Consider the following 23,168-nt stretch of genomic DNA (forward strand, 5'->3'; position numbering starts at 1 on the left):
GGCGAAAACCGCTATGAGTGAATGTTTTTAAACTAAGGCGTTAAATTATATTTTCAATTGCCTCGGCTTGAAACTGATGATGATCATCAAGGCTCCAGCTTTGGAGTTCACCAGCTTTGCCGTTTTGGACGGAAACTATTATATACGAGTATCCTTGCCAAGCGTATAGGCGATCGCATTCTGAAGGGATAGCAGGATGATCTGGGTGAGAGTGAAAAATGCCGATAATGTTCAGTGAGCGAGCTTCGCTAACGCGTGCTTCCCTTTGTGTTTTTAACATAATTTCGGGTGCGATCGCATATTGCCGCCTTTTACTTTCTGTTGTCCGTTCCCCTGGAAACTCAGCAGCCGCTTCTGTATTCCAGGCATTTTCTGTTGGCATCACTTCTACCACAATTTTGCCTTCACTAGCCAGATAGCCCAAAATTATACCGCAGCACTCTTCTGGGTAAGTGCTTTCGGCATGGGTGCAGATGGTTTGCAAGTGTTCTTGGCTAAGTTGGATCATGTCTGCATTTGTAATTCTAGCAATCTATAACGATTCTGGCTTACATACAAGATATTCGCAGGCATCGCTTGCTCTTGATCATAGTATAGGTGTAGTCCAATCCAGGACAACTTAAAGTTACTGAAAAAATCGATTTAGAGAAATAAAAGTTATGGCAAATATCATTGAAACCAACGGTAATGATACCCTAGTAGGCAGCAACTTACCTGACACAATTAACGGTAAATTCTTAGCTATAAACTCTAAAAATGTGAAGAACACACTAAGAGAATTACTTAGGACATGCATTTATCGGCATATAATGTAAAGAGTATGCGAAGATAGTTCTTTAACTATCGACATCTAAGTAAATATTCAGTATTTAGTTAGTATCAGGTTATTCAGATGTTCCCTATTTTTAAGCTAGACACCAACGGGCAATAGCTCACAACGAGGGGATGAAAATCCTTTTCCCTATCAAAAGTTAACTGTTCCCTATTTTTAAGATACTAGGACTTACCCATTGACAAAAAAAAATTAAAGTATGAGGTGTGAGTTTTAGGGATTTAAGCTTGATTTGGCGACGCTTTTTCAGCGATAGCTGGGTTGAGCTACACCTGCGCTATTCTATACAAGGATGGTATAAAAAAGCTGAAACTACCTATTTGAGTTAATCCACGCGGTCATTAATTTGTACAGCGCGTGACACTTTGATATTTGGATCTTCATTACATATTATGATGCTAAATTCCATTTACAAAAGCGATGAAACCCTGAAGATGCAAGAAAAATAAAGATTATTTACTACATTTTAGGGGTTTGGCACTGATGAGAGGTTTTTGACCTTTATTTTTAAGCCTAGTTTTGATATTTAACTAATAATTTGGCATAAAAGGTAGTGAAGAACCTGATATTTAAATAGCTGCTACTTGCAAGCTAGTTGCAAGCTGGTCAACAGAGTAGATTTTTGAGAGAAATTACTGTCCCTCAAGAGTGACATAAAAGTATGCCGAAAGCGTCAACTCTTGGCGAGTTTTTATGCTCTAAAACAGCACAAATTCAAAGTTGAGAACTTAAAGTTACTGTAAAAATCAATTTAGAAGGTAAAAGTTATGACAAATATCATTGGAACTAACGGTAATGATACTCTAGTGGGCGGTTACAGCGCAGACACGATTCAGGGTCTTGCAGGTAACGATACGATCGCAGGGAACAAGGTTAACGACACCTTGACTGGTGGTGGCGGCAAGGATACATTTGTTTACAACATCGGCGATGGCACTGATACGATCACTGATTTCGGTGGCATTGGTAAAGGGATAAACCCGACAGCAGCAGTCATTGCCGAAGTGGATACGATCAAATTCCTTGGTGCTGGTTTCACTCCCCAAAATCTGCTGCTTACCCAGGATGGCAGCAATCTGGAAATCACCTTTGAAGGGGTGGCTGATGCCAAAGTCATCCTGCAAAACTTCAAATTAGAAAACTTGGAGAATCTGAAAGCTTCTCCCACAATACCAGCGATCGGTAATATCCTGTTTGATGGGCAAACTAGGATCACGGACAATTTTAATGTCCTTGATGCCAACTCCATTGATACTAGCGTGGGCATCAAGAACACGGTGACTTTCCTCAATGACCTCGGCAACAACATTACGGGTTTAGACGACTCAAATGATGTCATCAATGGTCAAGGGGGCAATGACAAAATCGATGGCAAAAGTGGCAATGACTTGCTGCGGGGTGGTGCGGGGAATGATACTCTCATTGGCGGTACGGGCAATAATACCCTCAACGGTGGTATTGGTGACGATAGCTTAAATGTTGACTCTTCACCAGGTGATAACCTGCTCTCTGGTGGCGATGGCAATGATTCTCTCTCGGCTTTAGGTGACTACTCCGGCAATGTGGTGTCTGGTAATAACACCCTCAACGGTGGTGCTGGTAACGATAGCTTAAGTGCTGACGGTTCACCAGGCGATAACCTATTGGATGGTGGCAATGGCAATGATTATCTCTCCGTCTCTGGTGGCTACTACGACCCTGAGGTGTCTGGTAATAACACGCTCAACGGTGGCGCTGGTAATGATAGCTTAAGTGCTTTATTTTCAAAAAACGATAACTTACTGTCTGGTGGCGATGGCAAAGACTCTCTCTCCGTTAATCTTGCCCGTGGTAATAACACCCTCAACGGTGGCGTTGGTGACGATTACTTGAGTGCTAACATTTCAACAGGCAATAATTTGCTCTCTGGAGGCGATGGCAATGATTCTCTCTTTGCCTCTGACTTCGAGGGCTACAGGTTTGATAACTGCTCAGGCAATAACACCCTCAACGGTGATGCTGGTAACGATTACTTGAATGTTAACTATTCACGAGGCGCTAATCTGCTCTCTGGAGGCGATGGCAATGATTCTCTCTCCGGCTCTAGCTACGGCTACGGCTACGGAGGAACTTTTTATAGCACCACTGGTAATAACACTCTTAACGGTGGCGCTGGTGACGATAACTTGAATGTTGACTTTTCTTCAGGCGATAATCTGCTCTCTGGAGACAATGGCAATGATTATCTCTCTGCCTCTGGCTACGAGTACGACAAAAACGGGGACGACGGACAAGGAGTCTATCGCAGGGAGTCAGGCAATAACACCCTCAATGGTGGTGGTGGTAACGATTCCTTGATTGTTGATTATTCAACAGGCAAGAACCTACTCTCTGGGGATGATGGCAATGATACTCTCTCCGCCTATGCCGCATTAGGCAATAATACCCTTTATGGTGGCAATGGCAATGATATCCTCACAGGTGGCAATGGCAATGATACCCTCACAGGTGGCAATGGTACTGATACCTTTGCTTTCAATAGTTTCAATGAAGGACTTGATACTATTTATGACTTCAACGCCACTAATGAACTGATTCAGATATCGGCTGCTGGTTTTGGTGGGGGATTATCAAAACCTTCACTTCAGACAAGTCAGTTTACAATCGGAATATCTGCAACGACAAGCAATCAACGATTTATCTATGACAATGTTACAGGTGGACTGTACTTTGACCTTGATGGCAATGCGGGTGGGTTTACTCAGGTAAAATTTGCACAATTATCTGCTGGTGTGTCACTAACCGAAAAGAATTTTGTGGTTGTTTAATCTTAATTAGCGCTCTGCCATCACTCTATGTACGGCTTGCGAGGTGCTATTTTAAGCACTTCGGATTCGATTCATCAATGTAATTACGGCATGGCAGCGTTCAAAATCTTTTTTATCGGAAATTAAAGGGTTTAAGACCCCTCTGTTACAAAGTTAACTTTACGCTACGTCTACACTTAGCTCGGAAGCAAAGTGGCTCTGACTCCGCTTCCGCAGTCGTGACAACACACTAGGCCGTTGGGCAGCAATGCCCGACTTGTCCCTTGCGCGTCTTTGACAGGAGAAGATTTGTAGGTTGGGTTTCGTTCCTCAACCCAACCTAGATTGGAGTTATTTTTAGGCAAAACCTACGCAGTATTGCGACTTGTCCCTTGCGCGTCTTTGACAGGAGAAGGAACTGCCGTGGGAAAATACGCAAGGCGCTGCTGTAAGTTTCAGTCGTGGTTTAATCGCCGTCTGAACGCCAAGAGCGTGCCCTAGGCAAAATGTCTTTAATGCAAGAATGCCTGAATTGTTAACGCTCCTTCAAACATTTGCCTACTGCTTTCTGCTTTCTTATTGCCTAGAAACTAAAACAATATAAAGATTACACAAAGTTCAGTATTTATTATATATATATTGGCAAATAATATGAAGAGTATGCAAAGATGCTTAACTAAGTATAGACATCTAAGTAAGATAAAGCCAGTCAATGGGTGATCTTCGAGAAATATTACTAATCCTCAATGGATGAGGTATAAAGTATGCCGAAAAGGTCAAATTTCGGTGAGTTCTTTGTGCCATAAAACAGCACTAAGAGCAACTTGAGAACTGAAGTTACTGAAAAAATTGATTTAGTCAGGTAGATATTATGGCAAATATCATTGGCACTAATGGTAATGATACCCTATTGGGTAGTAACAGCGCGGACACAATTAAGGGTCTTGCAGGCAACGATAGCATCACAGCGAACAAGAGTAACGACATTCTGAGTGGTGGCGGCGGCAAGGATACATTTGTTTACAATTTGGGCGACGGCACTGATACTGTCAATGATTTCGGTGGCATAGGTAAAGGAACAAACCCGACAGCAGCAGTCATTGCCGAAGTGGATACGATCAAATTCCTTGGTGCTGGTTTCACTCCCCGAAATCTACTGCTTACCCAGAATGGCAGCAATCTCGAAATCACCTTTGAAGGGGCGACTGGTGCAAAAATCATCCTGCAAAACTTTGCCCTGGAAAACCTGGATAACCTCAGTAAATCTACTGGAGCAACTGTAAACTTGGGCAATATCCTCTTTGATGGGCAAACTAGCATCACGGACAGCTTTGATGTCTTCAATGCCAACTCCACCCAAAGCAGTATCTTCAACAAGAACACAGTCACTTTCCTTAACGACCTCGACAATAATGTTAATGGCTTTGACGACTCAAATGATGTCATCAATGGTCAAGGGGGCAATGACAAAATCGACGGCAAAAGTGGCAACGACTTGCTGCGGGGTGGTGCGGGGAATGATACTCTCATTGGTGGTACGGGCAATAATACCCTCAAGGGTGGTATTGGTGACGATAACTTGAGCGCTAACAGTTCAACAGGCAATAATCTGCTCTCTGGGGACGATGGCAATGATTCTCTCTCCGTCTCTGGCTATTACACCTTCACATACCCAGACGACGAGTACGATTCTGGTTCGTTTGGCAATAACACCCTCAATGGTGGCGCTGGTGACGATAGCTTGAGTGCTAGCGGTTCAAAAGGCAATAACCTGCTTTCTGGGGGCGATGACAATGATTCTCTCTCCATCTCTGGCTACTACAAAGGAAATGACTACGACTACTTTGACTCTCGTTCGTCTGGCAATAACACCCTCAACGGTGGTGCTGGTGACGATAGCTTGAGTGCTAGCGGTTCAACAGGCGATAACCTACTCTCTGGTGGCGATGGCAATGATTATATCTCTATCTCTGGCTACTACAGCTACACTTCTGGAGATGAGCACGACCCCCGAAATGTCTCCATCACATACGACTCTCGTTCGTCTGGCAAGAACACCCTCAACGGTGGTGCAGGTAACGATCGCTTGATTGCTAGCGGTTCAACAAGCGATAACCTACTCTTTGGTGGCGATGGCAATGATTATATCTCGGCCTCTAGCGCCACCGGTAATAACACCCTTGATGGTGGCAATGGCAATGACACCCTTGATGGTGGCAATGGCAATGATATCCTCACAGGTGGTCTTGGTAATGATACCTTTGCTTTCAATAGTTACAATGAAGGCATTGATAGACTTTATGACTTCAACACGACTAATGAATTGATTCAGGTATCGGCTGCTGGTTTTGGTGGCGGCTTATTAATAGGTTCACTTCAGATAAGTCAGTTTACAATCGGAACATCTGCAACGACAAGCAATCAACGATTTATCTATGACAATGTTACAGGTGGGCTGTACTTTGACCAAGATGGCAATGCGGGTGGGTTTACTCAGGTAAAATTTGCTCAACTATCTACTGGATTGTCTCTAAGCAACAACAATTTTGTGGTTGTTTAATTGTGATTAGCGTTTCAGATCATGTCCGCTTGATTACTTACTAAAGCCCAAGAACCCCAAAGAGTAGAGACGTAGCAATGCTACGTCTCTACAAGGGTTATAGATAACGCATATTTAATTTCTGGAGATGTCTTTTGTCTCCCTCTTTGCGTGAAAAATAGCTTTGTTGGGTTTCGTTCCTCAACCCAACCTACAGATATTATTAAGTGTTTAACCGAACCTGATATCATTTCTTTTGGCAAGTATTGCGAGGTGGTATTTTCAGCACTTCGCATTTAATGGATCTATGCAATTAGCTAAAGCTGATTTCGCGCTTTGAGTTGCAGATATCGTTCAACTAACTGATCGGCAATTTGATTTGCTGGTGCATCTAGTACCAATACACCTTTTTGTTTCAGTTGGGCAAATGCTACTTGTCGTTGCATTAATAAATCGAGTGCGACTGCACGGGCATAAGCATCTGTAACATCATCTGTGAAGCTGTGTGCTAGAAGATCAACTTGCGGATCTCGCAGAGTCACGCAAAATGGGAGATAGCGAGGTGCTAGCTTGGAGAGTGCGGCGAGGAGTTCTGTAGAGGCGGTGACATCAACTAAGTCAGTAATCACGACTACAAGCGCCCTGCGAGTTTGACGCTGCAAAACATTTGTCACCGCCCCCAAATAATCAGATTCAAATAATACTGGTTGAATTGGAGTTAGGCGATCAATTAGCTGATTTAAATGATTTTGTCCGCGTTCTGGGGGAATCCACGTATGCATCTGGCGGTCAAATACACCAACACCGACGCGATCGCCTCGATGTAATCCCGCCAAAGCTAAGGATAAAGTTGCATTCAAACCCCAGTCAAATCTCTGTAAATTCTGCACTTTTGCTGTCATTAATCGCCCGCGATCGAGCAAGATAACTAATGTTTGTTCTTGTTCTGGTTCCAGAACCCTTACTAGTGGCATTGCATTACCATAAGCCCCAACCCGACGGGCGGTAGCTTTCCAATCAATAAATCGTAAATCGTCTCCAGTGCGATAGTTCCGCAGTTCGGCAAACTCTGTACCAATACCAGTTTTGCGAGATTGGCGCATTGATCCTGATGATTGCAATGTCAAACGAATTGTGAGCGATCGCAATCCCAGTAAATCAGGATAAACTTTCACTCGCAGACTTTGGGGAATTTGCCAATCATCCCAAGCTAATCCCCAAATTCCCAACTGTCGAACTTGAATATTTCCCCAAGGAAACTCCCCTCGTTGCGTCGGTTTGACGGTATACTTCAATTCCTGGGTGCTGTTACTAGGAATAATCGCCCGGAGTGCGGGTGCAGATATGCCAAACCCTGTTGGGTAGTAATCGCAGATTTCAATTAGGGCGTTGGCATTTGGTGATGTTACTTTTAGCACCACTGGATTATCCCGCCCAATCGATAATCGTGAGGGTAATTCGCGGCTAATTTGCACGCGAGAACGCCGTACCTGCAAACCATCTACAACCATCAATCCGAGAACGATCGCATCAAATAGCAAAGTGATGGCGATCGCTGCTTTAATGTTGAGAAAAAGGCATAGGATCGGGGCGGTCACTATACCCAAAAGCAACAATAAATAAACTCGTCTGGAAGGAACCATTTTTTAGAATGAAAGTTAGGAGAAGATCAGCTTAACCTACATCATCATGGGCAAAGCGATTAAAGAGGAAATCTAAGGCATAATTACGTAGTTGGTAGTATTGTGGATCTTCCATGATGCGGGCGCGAGCCTCTTGCAGAGGAGCTTCGCTAACGCGGGGACGAGAAAAAGGAATTTCCATGACTTCACCAATTTTCGCATGAGGGCCGTTGGTCATCATTACCAATTTATCTGCTAAAAACAGTGCTTCGTCGATGTCGTGGGTAATCATCAACACTCTACAACGGTTATCGCCCCAAATTTTTAGCAATTCTTCCTGTAACTCTTCTTTGGTGATGGCATCCAGCGCCCCAAAAGGTTCATCTAAAATTAAGACTTTCGGACGAATCGCCAAAGCGCGGGCGATGGAAACCCGTTGTCTCATCCCCCCGGACATTTCTGCGGTTAATGCTGCTACATAGCCAATCTTGTCTTGAACCAGGCGATAAGGCCAGGGGTCGCCTGTACTAAAGGCATCCATTGTTCCTGTTTTCGCTTCTTTTGTAACTTAATTTTAGTAGTAATTTGTCATATATAAGTTTTTATTTATAACAACTATTATGTTGACATTATTATTATGATTTAGGGTAGCACAGCTAGCTGTGCTACCCTACCAACGTATTTGTATTAACCTGAAAGTGAAACGGTATTATATCTGTAAACAAGATTTTAAAGTCTCAACCTAGCAAACAGTTGTGAGTACTTTAGGGACTTCCAAATAAAAAAATACTAAACTACTTCTTGTGGGGTGGGCCGAAAAGCCCGCCCGTATAGAAAGGCGGGCTTTTCGGCCCACCCCACAATATTGGGTAATTTATTTGTTGTCAGTCCCTTACGTAGTGTATTCGGCGTTAATCCTCACGTAGTCATAACTCAAATCACAACCCCAAGCTTTACCTAAACCATGACCATTGCCAACGTTAACGGAGATTAACACAGTATCTTCTTGGAGATAAGCACCCGCCGCTGCTTTTTTCAAATAAGCACTCGCTGCTGCACGGTCAAATTGCAGAGGTTGCCCGTTTTCTAACATTAAAAAATCCCCTAGCTTAATTTGCAGGTTCTCTTGCTCAAAGGGCACACCTGCACGTCCGGCGGCGGCGGCGATGCGTCCCCAATTTGGATCACGTCCAAAGATTGCAGATTTAACTAAGGATGAACCAGCGATGGTTTTGGCTATTTGCCTAGCTGAGAGTTCATCATGGGCCCCTGTTACTTCCACTTCAATTAGACAGGTTGCGCCTTCACCATCACGAGCGATCGCTTTGGCTAAATGCTGGCAAACTGCTGTTAACATCGCCTCTAATTTCTCTGCTTCTGCGCCCCATTCTATAATTGCTGGGGTGCGAGATTGACCGTTTGCCAAGGCAATTAAGCTGTCGTTGGTGCTGGTATCGCCATCCACGGTAATGGAATTAAAGCTTCTATCAGCTGCCCTTGCTAACATCTGCTGCCAAAGGGCTGGCGAAACCACAGCATCACAAGTAATAAATGCCAGCATGGTTGCCATGTTGGGATGAATCATGCCTGAACCTTTGGCAATACCGCCAATTCGTACCGGGCGGTCGCTTATAGTTGTCTCTAGGGCAATGGATTTTGTTACCAAGTCTGTAGTGATAATCGCCCCGGCGGCGGCATCTGAGCCTGTTTGTGATAGTGCTGCTACTACCTTGGGAATCCCGCTTCGCAAAGCATCCATCTTAATTCTTTGACCAATCACGCCAGTGGAAGCTAATAACACAGATTCAGACGAGATGTTTAGTGCTTGGGCTATTGCCATAGCAGATTCTAGAGTATCAAGGTAGCCTTGAGTCCCTGTAGCGGCATTTGCTTGTCCAGCGTTGCAGAGGATGGCACGAGCGCTATGTTTGGCTTGCAAGCGTTGGCGACAATATTCTACGCAGGCAGCTTTAACTTGGCTAGTGGTGAACACACCAGCTGCGATCGCTTCCACATCTGAGAATATCAAAGCTAAATCTGGCAAAAGAGAAGGTTTCAACCCTGCGGTAATTCCCGCCGCCTGATATCCCCTTGGTGCTGTGATGCCGCCTGTGATTTTTTGCCAATCTGCCATTATTCTTCCTTACAACTATCAGGTTGGATAGGTCAATTTGTGCTTTGGAAAAGTGCTGAGTTAGGAGTTAGGAGTTAGGAGTTAGGAGTTAGGAGTTAAGAGTTATTAGTTTCGCCCTACTTCCCTACTTCCCAGTCCTCAGTGCCTTTTGTTGTGAGTTTATTTGCTGATGGTAATAATAATCCACCAGTTGGCGATTGGCATAATTGTTTTTACCTTTCTTATGACGAAAGACAAAAGCAAAAAAGGACAGTCACTTGAGTTCCTCTCCAGATCATCAGGGTGCATCTACTTACTACACTCTATCATTTATGATCTAAGGGTTAATACTTAAGTTATTGAAATTATTTTTAATAATATGATGAAGTTAACCGTAAATACCACAAAAATAAAATAAAAAAGAGAGCCACTTAGGTAGCTCTCCAGATCATCAGGGTGCATCTACTTACCACAGCATAGCATTTTGGGTATGCGGGTTGTCACCAGTTTTTGTATGAAGATTCTGTGAAGAACACCGGGAAAATACTTACTTAGTCATTGGTCATTGGGCATTGGGCATGGGGCATTGGGCATGGGGAAAGGGTGCAGAGGAGAGGAATTTTCCCCCTGCTCCCTGCTCCCTGCCTTTCTGCACCCCTGACTCAGCAAAGTTGACTAACTGGCGTTTAGTTTTTTCTCCACCAATTCGTTAGTTAGCTTAGGATCAGCACGTTTGCCTGTCTTTTTCAGAACTTGCCCGACAAAGAAGCCTTTGAGGTTGGTGTTACCGTTGCGATACTTTTCTAATTCTTTGGAATTGGCGGCTATGACTTCATCAACGATGGGTTCTAGTACACTAGGATCGGTGATTAACTCTTGACCAGCAAAGGCTTTTTCAGGAGAAATACCACTGAGCAAATCTGGCAACTTTTGTTTAGCTTGAGCATTGCTAATTTTACCCGTTTCAATACGAGTGATGATATCTGCTAGATTAGTGGCAGTCAGGGCGATTTCAGTAATACTGAGTTTTTGCTTATTCAGGTGTGCTGCGATATCTTGAGTAATCCAGTTTGCAGCAGCTTTCGGATTTGCTCCAGATGCGATCGCAGTTTCAAAATATTCCGCTATTGAACGATCTTCTGTCAACACTCGCGCATCGTAAGCCGAAAGCCCCAACTCACTTTCATAATGATGGCGTTTTTGGGCTGGTAATTCTGGTAATTCGCTTTGCCATTTCTCTAATTCTGCATCTGTCACCTCAATTGGTGCTAAATCTGGTTCGGGGAAGTAACGGTAATCGCTAGAACCTTCCTTAATCCGCATACTACTTGTACGTTGAGCGCCTTCTTCCCACAAACGAGTTTCTTGGATAATGCGATCGCCTGCTTCGATGGCGGCGATTTGGCGCTCAATTTCGTAGTCAATCGCCCGTTGGATGGCGCTGAAGGAGTTCATGTTTTTAATTTCTACCTTGGTGCCAAATTCCTCTCGTCCCACTGGACGCACAGAAATGTTGACATCGCAGCGCAGAGATCCTTCTTGCATATTGCCGTCACTCACGCCGAGATACCGGACAATCCGACGCAATTCTTCAGCATATTCAGCAGCTTCTAATCCAGAACGCAAATCCGGTTCCGAGACAATTTCTACTAACGGGATACCTGCGCGATTGTAGTCTACCAGAGAATAGGAAGAACCGGAGAGGCGATCGCTGCCTGCGTGTACCAATTTTCCAGCATCTTCTTCCATGTGCAGACGTGTGATACCAATGCGTTTGCGAATAGGGTTCCCCTCAGCATCTACCAACTCAATTTCTAACCAACCATGTTCTGCGATCGGTAGATCATATTGAGAAATTTGGTAGTTTTTGGGTAAGTCAGGATAAAAATACTGTTTACGGTCAAATTTGCTATATTTAGCGATTTGACAATTTAGTGCCAAACCCGCTTTTACGGCATACTCTAATACTTTTTGATTTAGTACAGGCAAAACCCCAGGTAAACCCATACAAACCGGGTCAATGTTAGTATTGGGGTCAGCACCGAATGCAGTAGAGCTATTAGAGAAAATCTTGGTGTTAGTACTCAGCTGACAATGGGTTTCTAAACCAATAATCGCTTCATACTCAGTTTTTACGGTTGTAGCAGTGGTCATAATATCAATATTTGGGCATAATCCTTGTAGTGGTACTATTGTAGCGGCGTATTGAGTTGCGCTGAAGACGGTTATTTGGATGAGCAATGCTTACCCTCTTGAGCTTGAAAAGGGAGATGCAAAGCTAAGGTGAAGAAAATCTTAATTATTGGTTCTGGGGGTGCTGGTAAATCTACCCTAGCCCGCGAACTGGGAACCATCTTAGGCTTAGAAGTGATTCACTTAGATGCTTGGTACTGGAATCCTGGCTGGGTTGAGACTCCGAAAGCTGAATGGCAGAGCATAATCCAAGACCTAACCCTCCGAGAATCTTGGATTATGGATGGTAACTATGGCGGTACTCTCGACGTTCGTTTGTCGGTTGCAGATACAGTAATTTTTTTGGATTTTCCCCGGATTTTGTGTTTGGCGCGAGTGATTAAACGTCGCTTCATGTATGCTGGACAATCTAGACCTGATATGGGATCAGATTGTCCTGAAGCGGAACTAAACAGAGGTTAGCCCGCCCAAGTGACAAAATGGAGAAATTAGCTTTTAAGCACTTTTTGACATATATTGCAAGGGTTGTGGCGCTTAAACTTCCATTTAATAGGTTTGCAATAAAACACTTTACCAAAGATTTCGCCTAAACCTACTCCCTAGGTAAACTAGATAGACTCCCTAGGTAGATTAGATAGCTCCCCAGATAAGACAACTTACTAGAGTGAAAGATTGAACTGGGAATTTCTCAAATATGTATGGTCATACCCAATTAATCGTCGTCCTGGAATTCTAGAAAAACTTAGTCAACTAACACCAAATCAGCAAGTTATTATTCTTTGCGAACCAACAGAAGTTAGAGATTTTTTACAAATCACTTCCCACAATTCAGATTTAATAAATTGATTTTTATGAAAATTATCTTAAAAAATAGGTAAACTAGATATTATTACTTATGTGCAACCAACTACCAATAAGCAAGGTTAAATTACTATAATAAAGTATAAAATTAGCAAATTATATCAGGGAACAAGGAAGATTATGATTGATGTCAAAATAGCAGTAAATGCTGCCTATGAATACATAAAAGCCATACAAGACTTGGTGGATTCTTCAATAGGATTAGGACCTTTAAGACTTGAAGAAGTTGAACTTTCTGAGGATAAAAGCTTTTGGTTGATTACTTTAGGATTTGATATCCCTAAAAAACCTCCTAAAAGCCGATTGGAAGACTCTACCTCTCTTGCTTCTACCCCTGTGTTGTATGAACGAGGATATAAACTCTTTAAAGTAAATTCTGAAACTGGCAAAGTAGAGGCAATGAAAATTAGACAAGTATGAAAGATTTAATTGCTTCCCTTGTTCGTCGTTATTGCCAACCTTACATCTAAAGCAATACGCTTGGGTTAGTGATAATTAGCCACGAAGATACCCCCAACCTACGCCATTCCGCTCAATGGGGGAAATATGCACACGGCTGACTCCCCTAAAAAAGGCTTGCTTTAATTCCCTCCTTTTTAAGTTGCAAAAAAATTGTAGGTTGGGTGGAGGCTTTGCGTAACCCAACATCCTAATATATGTTGGGTTGCGCTCCGCTCCACCCAACCTACGTCTACGTCTAATGCACTATTTTAGCCATGAGGGTCTACTAGGCGCATTTCAAAAATCAAATACTAGTCCTATATACACCACTTAATTAATCGCTGAAACTCTTTAATGATAAATCAAACTATTAATATAAATTAGCACTCTCGGCTTGTTAGTGCTAACTTATGACTGAGATTTAATGCCTATGATATAGACGAAAATTATACTTTTTCTAGATGCTTTAGTTACTTGTCAGGTATTATATTAGAAAAAACTAAAGCTTCCCTGCAAGTAATTTAAAACTGGGAGTACTAGCATGAAATACACTTTTGATATTGTAGGCGTATCTCCACTTTTGCAGTTTTTTAATCACCAACAGCAAAATGGGCAACAACCAGCCCACGAAGGCGTGGAATACTTGGGAATGCATACGTGTACACTAGATACGTTTCTAGAATCGGTGGAATCAGTTCCAGCGAAGTTGGGTTGGAATATGGATCAAGTAGTAGATACCGTGATTCAGTTTTGGTTAAACAACTCAGACAGTATTCGTTATTGGAAAGTACGTTTAAGTGATGCTGGTAAAGATAATTTATTAGTCACAAGATTGGCGGATATAACCGCCTTACAAGCTGAATTTGAATCTTTACTAGATAAGGAGTGGTGAAGAGATAGCTAGAGCAAAGCAGGAGTTGCTTTGCTCTAGGTCAAAATCAATAGTAATAGGACTTACGGACACACTGTAGAGTGTGTCCGCGCCGATTAATTTTACGCACGTTATCTGAGCTTTTAATACTATTTTTCAGACATTAATTTTGATTTTTACCACTGATACGGACTTTACTTACGTGTAGGCATACAAATTATGCAAACCCAATAATTGCCAAACTTTCTGCTTGAGCATTGTTGTGTCCTGGAAACAATTGCAAATTAAGGCTTTGAGATTCATCGCTACCCGAAAGTTACAACTTAGTTGGTCTAAAATATAGCGCCAAGTGTTGACAATCTAAAAATAATCGAATAACAAGGTGGCAGCAGCATAAAAAAAAAGCGTTAGTGCATTCCTACTTAGAAACCAATTAACGCTCTTCATGAAATTTCATACGGATAAGATAATTATGCCAGAAAATACGGATAACAAAGCTTCCAAATCAGACAATCAACCTATTGCCTATAAAGAACGTCTCAATTCTTGGGCGATCGCTCGTCTACTTCCTAATACACAACGAGAGATTGTTGCTCGCTTCCGCAGTCGTTCTGATGCTGATGGCTATATGCGGCACCTGCCTCAGGAAATACCAAATGCTTCCTACATGGTTGTTTTTGATTGTCAACGCCAAGAAGCTGTGATTTAAAGTATAAGTATAAGCAATAGACCTCCTCTGAAAATAAGGACTTAGGCGGAAGTTCAGGAGTGTTTATTCAGACGCTCTCTACGAGATGCGGCGCTATCCACCAGTCGGACTCCAATTCATTCTGAATTCTGACGACTTGTGATGATAACATCTCAAAGAAGGAACGCTTAAGGATCAACTTGCTCCCGATGCGATCGCTTGCCGCAATCTCAGGTTAAATCCTTTCTAGCGTTGGTCTTTCGGATTTTCAGTCAGTGATACCGCGATCAAAGAAAACGTTTTGCATTGCGCTATCACTTAATTATTGCTGGCATTTATAATTATGACTTTCAAAATGCCAGTTAACTTTTTGAGGATTTGTTCAACCCTCTAATTTACCACAAAACTTTTTTGCAACAGGTTTGCTGTTAATGCCAACTCCAGATAGGGGTTGGCTTTCTATGATTACTAGTGGTTTAGTGATGTTTGCTTTTTAAATGGTTTTCCCTCTTAATAGTTTGTAGTAGGGAAAACGCAAGAACAAATTCAAGATGTTTTATGCAGCATGAGCGTGATGTAGTTTTATTAATTACCCACAGTGGTGATTACTTCACAATAGATAGAGTTGCTCAAGCCCTGTCAAGACGAGGCGCACAGCCATTTCGGCTAGACACCGATAAATTTCCGATGACAGTCAAACTCCAGGCTAATTTTAGCAACTTTGGCAGCAATCATAGACTGGAATATGGCGATGTCTTAGGACAAGCCGCTCCGCGTCTACGCTCGTTGAATACAGAGCAAGTGCAAGCAGTATGGATGCGGCGTATTTGGCAACCTGAGTTGAGCAAAGAATTGGCTCCAAAATTTCAAGCAGCCTGCACTGGAGAATCATTAGCCGCCTTAGATGGCTTTTGGGATAGTCTCAGAGGAGCTAAGTGGGTGGATGATTTACAACGGATTAACGCAGCTGAAAACAAGTTACGCCAACTGCGGGTTGCATCGGAAGTTGGTCTTGTCATACCTCAGACTCTTGTCACCAACAATCCTGAAGAAGCACGAGAGTTTTTCCAGCGAGTAAAGGGAAAAATGGTTGCTAAACTCCTCAGACCTCTTTCTTACAGTATGGAAGGCTCCTCTTTTTTTATGTACACTAGCGCAGTCAAAGAAGAAGATTTAGTTGATGCCGAGACACTGCGCTATTGTCCAGTTGTGTTTCAAGAACAAATCCCCAAACGGCAAGAACTACGGGTAGTGTATGTAAATGGCAAGCTGTTTGTCGGAGCATTAAACGCATCTGCTTATTCAGCATCCACCCAAGATTGGCGACGTGCGACAAAAGAGGCTTGTGTATGGCAAGCCGATGAATTACCTGATGAAATAATCCCTTGTCTCCATGCCTTTATGGCAAAATTTGAACTGACTTTTGGAGCGTTTGACTTCATCCAAACACCATCAGGGGAATACGTTTTTTTGGAAATTAACCCTACAGGAGAGTGGGGAATGCTGGAGAGAGATTTGGACTATCCGATTGCGGAAGCGATCGCAGATGCACTACTCTCAACAAGTGCCCAGCAATAACTTTACCCCTGAAAAATTTAAAACTGGCAGTTAATATGACTGTTTTAATCATTACCTATAGCCAAGACAACGAAAGTATTCCCCTAGTCATTCAGGCAATTGAAGCTCAAGGCGGGAAAGCATTTCGTTTTGATACAGACCGATTCCCCACAGAAGTGCAGCTAGATGTTTACTATGCTGGAAGTGAGCGAGTTACTCTAAGCGTCGATGATCAGACATTAGATTTGAGTGAAGTGTCAGCAGTTTGGTATCGACGCATCGCCATAGGATCAAAAATTCCCGACTCGATGGATAGGCAAATGCGACAAGCCTCCATTCAGGAATCTCGCGTCACTATTCAGGGGATGATTGCCAGTATTCAGGGGTTTCATCTTGACCCTTTGCCAAACATTCGCCGAGCCGAAAATAAGCAACTTCAACTACAAGTAGCAAGGAAACTAGGTCTAGATACTCCACGCACCTTAACGACTAATAACCCGCAGGCAGTGAAGCAATTCGCCCAAGAGTGCAAACAGGGTATGATTACCAAGATGCTTTCTTCCTTTGCTATTTACGACCAGCAAGGGTGGGAAAAGGTCGTATTTACCAATCCAATCTCATCTGAGGATCTGGACAACCTCGATGGATTACGTTTTTGCCCAATGACGTTTCAGGAGAAAATCCCCAAAGCATTGGAATTGCGGACAATTATTGTCGGTAGACGTGTGCTGACGGCTGCGGTTGATTCTCAAGCTTTGGATCAGGCGCGTTACGATTGGCGCAAACAGGGAATCGCTTTACTCGACGCTTGGGAGTTATACACCTTACCCCAAGATGTGGAAGAGAAGCTGCTCAAACTGATGGCAGAATTTGGTTTGAACTATGGGGCGATTGATATCATTTTGACTCCAGATGGTCGTCATATATTCCTTGAGGTCAACCCAGTTGGCGAGTTCTTCTGGCTGGAACGCTGTCCTGGCTTACCGATTTCTCAGGCGATCGCACAGGTTCTACAGAATTAAAAGAACCTCACCCTGGTTATGCTACGCAAAACCTGTCCCTCTCCTTGGTAAGGAGAGGGATGTCAGTCAGGAGAGTGTTAATTTCTTTGTATCCCTCAGTTGAATTACCAGCCAAGCTCCTCCAGAGAATACTAACAATAATGGTGTCAACCAATCACCCCAACGCACATATAAAGTCTTTGTCTGTCGCCGATAAATTGTTTCAGCATGAGTTTCATAGGTATTATATCCAGATATCCACAAGGTTCTGCCGTGAGGATCTACAAAGGCTGAATATCCGGTATTAGTTGCCCGTGCTGACCATCGATCAGTTTCAATTGCCCGCATCATATCCTGTGCATGATGCTGGAATGGCATAGACGCAGTGTAATGGGCATCGTTAGAAGAACTGAGGATAAATTGCCCACCCGCCGCCGCTTGACGGCGAAATTGCTCAGGAAAGGCAGATTCGTAACATATACTAGCGATCGCCCGACCAAAAGGGGTGTCAAATAGCTGATTTGCTGAACCGGGAACTTGGTGTGCATCCAAAGGTGACAAGCGCTGAACTAGCCCGCCTAAAATTCCTTCAAAAGGAATATATTCTCCCAGAGGTACTAGTTTGGCTTTATCGTAGCGACTGACAATTTCAGCTTTATTATTAAAAGTAAACAAACTAATTGTATAACTGTCTCCCCGTTCGCCAAAAGCCCCAATCCAAGCAACTACGCCTTTTTCTTTCACGGCTGCCACTAAGGCAGTTCCCAACAAGTTACGTTGGAAAATAGGTAAGGCTCCTTCTGGGGTGAGGACTGCATCTACACCTTGATTTGCTAAAGTTATATACCCACTGGTGTAATTTTCTTGAGCGCGACGAAACCCTTCAGAACTTCGTAAAAGTCGGTTCGGGATATTACCCTGAACAATCCCCACTTTCAAGGCCGCTTCTGGGGGTTGAGCAATCGGACGGCTATATAAGATAAAACCAATCAGATGTAAGCTAATTAATAATCCTGTGGCAATAGCAAAGTATTTATTAACAAACCACAGAGGCGCAAAGGAAATTCTCTCTGCGCCCTCTGCGTCTCTGTGGTTCGTCCATCCTTCTGCAATTAAGCCATTGACGGCTGCGATCGCTGCTGTCACAGTATTAGGCCCAGAGAGTTGCCCCAGATGTAAAATTACGAGATTATGCGGACTTTGGGTGTAAGCCAGAGAACTCCACCACAAAGGCCCAGCACTCCACAGACTCTCTAAGCCGCACCAGACGGCTGTACCAATCAGTATACGTAGCCACGGTTTTTGTCCAGCTAGGCGAACCATTACAGCCGCCCAAACAGCAACAAATACCCCTCCCAAGACACTAATAAATCCCCAACAAAAAAGGGTGATTGCCAAACTCGGCAACCAGGGAACGCCCAACCAAGTCATGGGATGAATCCCCGTAATCCAAAATAGGGCGACACCGTGATAACCGATACCCCAGAGGAAAGCAGGGGGGGATTGGTTTTTGCGTTTTGAGGAACTAACAACCAAGACCCAGAGGGGGGCTAAGGCAATCCAAGCTAGGAACCATGCGCCGACAGGGGCGACGGTTAGCCCCATTAAAATGCCGCTAGCTAAGGCAATTAAATAAGGGAGTAAGGCGGTTAACCTCTCCCTCTGCTTTTTACTCTGCTTCTTCTGCATCGACAGCATCAGGTGGAACTATTGCCACTCCGATAATCGCGTCATCTTCATCTAAACGCTGCACTCTTACCCCAGTCGCCGATCGCGATTGGATAGAAATCGCATTTACCGCTTGACGGATGATAATACCGCGATTTGTCACCATCATGATTTCATCGTCATCGTTGTTGACAATGCGTAGGGTTGCCAACTTGTCTTTATTTTTGCGGTTTTTGAACTTGGTTGCCATTAAACCCTGACCAGCACGGTTTTGCAGCCGGAATTGGGCAACTGGTACGCGCTTACCATATCCTCCCATTGTAATTACCAAGACCCAAGGGCCAACGATGCCACTGCTAGGCACTTCTGCGGACTCTTCATTAATTTCGGTAATTTCGATATCTTCTGTTTCGATTGTTTCGATTGCTTCGACTGTCTCGATTGTTTCGATTGCTTCGACTGTCTCGATTGTTTCGATATCTTCAATTTCGGCTTCTATAACTGTATCCAAAGTTTCAAGAATTGCTGCGGGCAGAATATCCATACCCACCAGTTCATCTTTATTTTTCAGTTTCATGGCTTTCACCCCACGAGTCGCCCTACTTAAAGGACGCAGTTGTTCGTGGTTACACCGGAAGTTAATCGCCATCCCGTTACGAGAACCAATGATTACACTGTCCTCTGGTTTAGCGCGTCGCACCCAGCGCAGTTGGTCGCCTTCTTCTAAGGAAATGGCAATCAAACCATTGGCGCGAATGTGACTAAACGCTGCCAATTCGGTTTTCTTGATATTGCCGCCCTTGGTGAGCATGACCAGATATTCTTCACTGCTAAACTCGTCAACAGGTACAATCGAGGTGATTTTTTCCTCTTTGGGAATCGGTAACATTTGGACAATTGGTGTCCCGCGACTGGTACGCGAACTCGCTGGAATTTGATAAGCTCTCAGGCAATAAACAACACCACGCTCACTAAAGAATAAAATACTGTCGTGATCGCAGCAAGTCAAAAAATGCTCAATGGTATCATCATCTTTCACCTTGGCTGCGGCTTTGCCTCTGGTAGCACGGCTTTGCGCTTCAAAGGTGTTGACTGGCATTCGTTTGATGTAGCCTTGCTCTGTAACTAGAATTATTGCTTTTTCATTGGCAATGAGGTCACGATCATCTAATTCCCCTTCCCCTGGTAAAATCACCGTGCGACGGGGTGTAGCAAAGCTTGTTTTTAGTTGCGCGACTTCGGTTTCAATGATTTCTAGTACTCTCTCCCGACGCGCCAAAATATCTTGCAAATCGGTAATCTTCGCTTGCAATTCATCGTGTTCTAGACGAATTTTGTCTGCTTCTAAGGCAGTCAAGCGCCGCAATTGCATCTGCAAAATCGCATCTGCTTGCACTTCCGAAAGTCCGTAAGTTGTGATTAATTCGCCTTTAGCTGTGGGTGCATCTGGAGCATGACGAATCAAGACAATAATCGGATCTAATTGGGATAGAGCAATCAATAACCCTTGTAGAAGATGATCGCGTTCTTCAGCTTTCCGCAGTTCGTAGCGGGTGCGTCTGGCAATGGATTCGATGCGGAAATCCAAGAAGACGCTTAAGAACTGCTTGAGGGTGAGTACTTGGGGTTCGCTATTCACCAACGCCAGCATATTCGCCCCAAAGTTGGCTTGCAGTGGCGTTTGTTTGTAGAGGTTGTTCAGAACGACGCGGGGATAAGCATCACGCTTGAGTTCGATCACAACTCGCATCCCATCGCGATCGCTTTCATCCCGGATATCTGCGATGCCCTCTAGACGCTTTTCGTTCACCATTTCGGCGATTTTTTCAATCAGCGCCGCTTTGTTGGTTTGATAGGGCAATTCGGTGATGATAATTGCTTCTCTATCTGGGCGTCCGCGCTGTTCAACGGTTTCAATGTTAGCGACACCACGCATGGTGATCGAACCACGCCCGGTGGTGTAAGCTTCTCGAATCGCAGATGTTCCCAAAATCTGCGCCCCAGTCGGAAAGTCTGGGCCGTGGACATACTGCATTAATTCCAGATCGGTGATTTCTGGATTGTGGATCACAGCTACCAAAGCATCAATCAATTCGCCCAAGTTGTGGGGGGGAATGTTGGTGGCCATGCCCACGGCAATTCCAGAGGAACCGTTGAGCAATAACTGCGGAATCCGTGCTGGTAAAACTGTGGGTTCTTGCTGGGAACCGTCGAAGTTATCGGCAAAGTCTACAGTTTCTAATTCGATGTCGTGGAGTAGACCAGCACTAGTTAAAGCTTGCAAGCGACATTCTGTGTACCGCATTGCGGCTGGCGGATCGTTGTCTACCGAACCAAAGTTACCATGCCCGTTAACTAGGGGCGATCGCATGGAAAAATCCTGCGCCATCCGCACCAAAGCATCATATACTGCCGTGTCACCGTGGGGGTGGTATTTACCCAACACTTCCCCCACGACACGGGCGCATTTCTTAAAGGGGCGATCGTGGAGCAGACCTAGCTCGTGCATTGCGTAGAGAATGCGACGATGCACAGGTTTTAGACCATCCCTGGCATCTGGCAACGCCCGACCCACTATCACGCTCATGGCGTATTCCAGATAAGACTGCGACATTTCGGTTCGCAAGTCTATCGGGATAATCCTCTCCTGTGAGGTTGTCATAACCTAAAAATCTCCAAAAATCGTAGATTTTAGCTTGTTTACTCAACAAAGCGCAAAATTATTCTAAATTGCTCTTGAATAATTGCCATAATTTGATACAATCCTAACATATATTGCTTTTTTTTGCCTAGATAACTAACTCAAATATCTAGTTAATTAAGGGTATAATAAATTACAATAAATAGGCTGTTAGCTAGTTAAAAAGAGCAATAAACTAAAAGCTTGCTTGGTGCAAATTTACTTAAATTGAAACATAACGGGGTAAATTTAAGAGAACAATCTAAATTGGCTTTATAAGCTCTTACTTTTATAACAGTTATTTACTAGACTTGCCGCTAAATAATGTTTTAGCATCCAACAATATGCAAGGGCTGCGGTGTAGATCAAATAACCGCCTGTTATATCAAAGAGCGGATAACACTTAAAATAGAACAATATGAAAAATAACTTGTTTTTTACTCCTTGTAATCTAACCTTTCTATTCCACCCATAGAAAGCTTCCTTGGCTTTTTTTTGATTAGGTGATCGCTTCTGGGTTGAGTACAATTTCAAACGTTTGTAACAGTTCATCAATCAAAAAAGAGTTTCAGCGTTAGTACATTTTGTTAACAAACCCAACTGATAGCGATCGCACGACACCACAGGATATTTTCACGTAAAGGAGAGAAAATTTTGGCAGCAGTCCGAGTCCGCCAGCATGTTAATCCACTTGGTAAAAAGTATCAAACACCAGCAAGTCCCGTTGACTGGGAAAAAATTTATGCAAAGCCAAATCAACCGCTACATTTAGATATTGGCTGCGCTAAAGGACTGTTTTTGGTAAATATGGCCAAAGTAGAACCCAACTGGAATTTTCTTGGCTTAGAAATTCGGGAACCTCTGGTAGTGGAGGCGAATAAGTTACGTTATGAGTTAGGTTTGACAAACCTGCACTACTTATTTTGCAATGTGAATAACTCATTGCACTCCCTTTTATCTTCCCTTCCACCAGGAAGTTTACAACGCGTTACAATTCAATTCCCCGATCCTTGGTTTAAAACCCGCCATGCTAAACGCCGTGTAGTCCAACCAGAACTAGTGGCAGAATTAGCTAATTATCTTGCGGTTGGGGGAGTTGTATTTCTGCAATCAGATATGGAATTTGTCGCAGTGGAAATGCGTGATCGCTTTGCTGATCACCCAGCTTATCAGAAAGTTGGTACGGGAGAATGGTTAGGCGAAAATCCGTTACCAGTCCCCACAGAACGGGAAATAGGTACGCAAAAAAAGGGTGAACCTGTTTATCGGGCTTTATTTGTCAGGCGAGAAGTTGTGAATTAGGGGTAGTGGCGGTA

Annotated in this window: 15 protein-coding genes and 3 pseudogenes; 10 read left to right on the forward strand and 8 right to left on the reverse strand. The window is 43.6% G+C overall.

What is annotated here, in order from left to right; all coding sequences use genetic code 11:
• Positions 1-40 precede the first annotated feature (40 nt).
• Positions 41-508, reverse strand: coding sequence for a M67 family metallopeptidase (locus tag HWQ23_RS26555; RefSeq protein ID WP_292835165.1), 468 nt, complete (start codon positions 506-508; stop codon positions 41-43).
• Between the two features lie 1,091 nt (positions 509-1,599).
• On the opposite strand from HWQ23_RS26555, the gene HWQ23_RS26560 reads away from it, so the two are divergent.
• Positions 1,600-3,639: a beta strand repeat-containing protein gene (locus HWQ23_RS26560; RefSeq protein ID WP_292835168.1), complete on the forward strand. Its 2,040-nt coding sequence runs from the start codon at positions 1,600-1,602 to the stop codon at positions 3,637-3,639.
• 850 nt (positions 3,640-4,489) lie between these two features.
• Positions 4,490-6,178: pseudogene (locus HWQ23_RS26565) on the forward strand (beta strand repeat-containing protein); the annotation flags it as partial.
• 296 nt (positions 6,179-6,474) lie between these two features.
• On the opposite strand, the gene HWQ23_RS26570 reads toward HWQ23_RS26565, so the two are convergent.
• The 5 genes and pseudogenes from HWQ23_RS26570 to gatB form a co-directional block, all read right to left on the reverse strand.
• On the reverse strand, positions 6,475-7,800 hold the full coding sequence (locus HWQ23_RS26570; protein WP_292835174.1) for a DUF58 domain-containing protein: 1,326 nt from the start codon (positions 7,798-7,800) through the stop codon (positions 6,475-6,477).
• A gap of 31 nt (positions 7,801-7,831) precedes the next feature.
• A pseudogene (locus HWQ23_RS26575) lies at positions 7,832-8,239 on the reverse strand (ATP-binding cassette domain-containing protein); the annotation flags it as partial.
• A gap of 6 nt (positions 8,240-8,245) precedes the next feature.
• A pseudogene (locus HWQ23_RS26580) lies at positions 8,246-8,326 on the reverse strand (ABC transporter substrate-binding protein); the annotation flags it as partial.
• 345 nt (positions 8,327-8,671) lie between these two features.
• Complete coding sequence (gene argJ, locus HWQ23_RS26585; protein ID WP_292835177.1) at positions 8,672-9,913, reverse strand: bifunctional ornithine acetyltransferase/N-acetylglutamate synthase; 1,242 nt, start codon at positions 9,911-9,913, stop codon at positions 8,672-8,674.
• Between the two features lie 654 nt (positions 9,914-10,567).
• The gene (gene gatB, locus HWQ23_RS26590; RefSeq protein WP_292835663.1) at positions 10,568-12,046 is read right to left on the reverse strand and encodes an Asp-tRNA(Asn)/Glu-tRNA(Gln) amidotransferase subunit GatB; all 1,479 of its coding nucleotides are present in this window, start codon (positions 12,044-12,046) and stop codon (positions 10,568-10,570) included.
• Between the two features lie 129 nt (positions 12,047-12,175).
• Between gatB and HWQ23_RS26595 the strand changes: the two genes are divergently transcribed.
• The 7 genes from HWQ23_RS26595 (at position 12,176) to HWQ23_RS26625 (ending at position 17,525) form a co-directional block, all read left to right on the forward strand.
• Positions 12,176-12,547, forward strand: coding sequence for a P-loop NTPase family protein (locus tag HWQ23_RS26595; RefSeq protein WP_292835180.1), 372 nt, complete (start codon positions 12,176-12,178; stop codon positions 12,545-12,547).
• Between the two features lie 210 nt (positions 12,548-12,757).
• Positions 12,758-12,931, forward strand: coding sequence for a P-loop NTPase family protein (locus tag HWQ23_RS26600; RefSeq protein WP_292835183.1), 174 nt, complete (start codon positions 12,758-12,760; stop codon positions 12,929-12,931).
• Positions 12,932-13,066: 135 nt separating this feature from the next.
• A complete protein-coding gene (locus HWQ23_RS26605) occupies positions 13,067-13,366 on the forward strand; it encodes a hypothetical protein (protein WP_292835186.1) in 300 nt (99 codons plus the stop codon).
• A 562-nt stretch (positions 13,367-13,928) separates the two neighbouring features.
• The gene (locus HWQ23_RS26610; protein WP_292835188.1) at positions 13,929-14,279 is read left to right on the forward strand and encodes a hypothetical protein; all 351 of its coding nucleotides are present in this window, start codon (positions 13,929-13,931) and stop codon (positions 14,277-14,279) included.
• A gap of 451 nt (positions 14,280-14,730) precedes the next feature.
• Positions 14,731-14,967 carry a hypothetical protein gene (locus HWQ23_RS26615; RefSeq protein ID WP_292769779.1) on the forward strand — a complete coding sequence of 79 codons (237 nt, stop codon included), beginning with the start codon at positions 14,731-14,733 and terminating at the stop codon, positions 14,965-14,967.
• 537 nt (positions 14,968-15,504) lie between these two features.
• Entirely contained in the window at positions 15,505-16,524 is a 1,020-nt protein-coding gene (locus tag HWQ23_RS26620; RefSeq protein WP_292835191.1) for an MvdC family ATP-grasp ribosomal peptide maturase, read from the forward strand.
• 35 nt (positions 16,525-16,559) lie between these two features.
• Positions 16,560-17,525 (forward strand): MvdD family ATP-grasp ribosomal peptide maturase, encoded by a 966-nt coding sequence (locus HWQ23_RS26625; protein ID WP_292835194.1) that lies wholly within the window; start codon positions 16,560-16,562, stop codon positions 17,523-17,525.
• Positions 17,526-17,591: 66 nt separating this feature from the next.
• Here the strand turns inward: HWQ23_RS26625 and lnt are convergent, their stop codons facing one another.
• Positions 17,592-19,193 (reverse strand): apolipoprotein N-acyltransferase, encoded by a 1,602-nt coding sequence (gene lnt, locus HWQ23_RS26630; RefSeq protein ID WP_292835197.1) that lies wholly within the window; start codon positions 19,191-19,193, stop codon positions 17,592-17,594.
• The gene (gene gyrA / locus HWQ23_RS26635) at positions 19,174-21,834 is read right to left on the reverse strand and encodes a DNA topoisomerase (ATP-hydrolyzing) subunit A (RefSeq protein ID WP_292835200.1); all 2,661 of its coding nucleotides are present in this window, start codon (positions 21,832-21,834) and stop codon (positions 19,174-19,176) included. Before gyrA ends, lnt begins: the two co-directional genes overlap by 20 nt.
• 672 nt (positions 21,835-22,506) lie before the next feature.
• On the opposite strand from gyrA, the gene trmB reads away from it, so the two are divergent.
• Positions 22,507-23,154 (forward strand): tRNA (guanosine(46)-N7)-methyltransferase TrmB, encoded by a 648-nt coding sequence (gene trmB, locus HWQ23_RS26640; RefSeq protein WP_292835203.1) that lies wholly within the window; start codon positions 22,507-22,509, stop codon positions 23,152-23,154.
• Positions 23,155-23,168 lie beyond the last annotated feature (14 nt).

This window comes from Nostoc sp. JL33 (assembly GCF_017114985.1).
Classification (GTDB): domain Bacteria; phylum Cyanobacteriota; class Cyanobacteriia; order Cyanobacteriales; family Nostocaceae; genus Nostoc.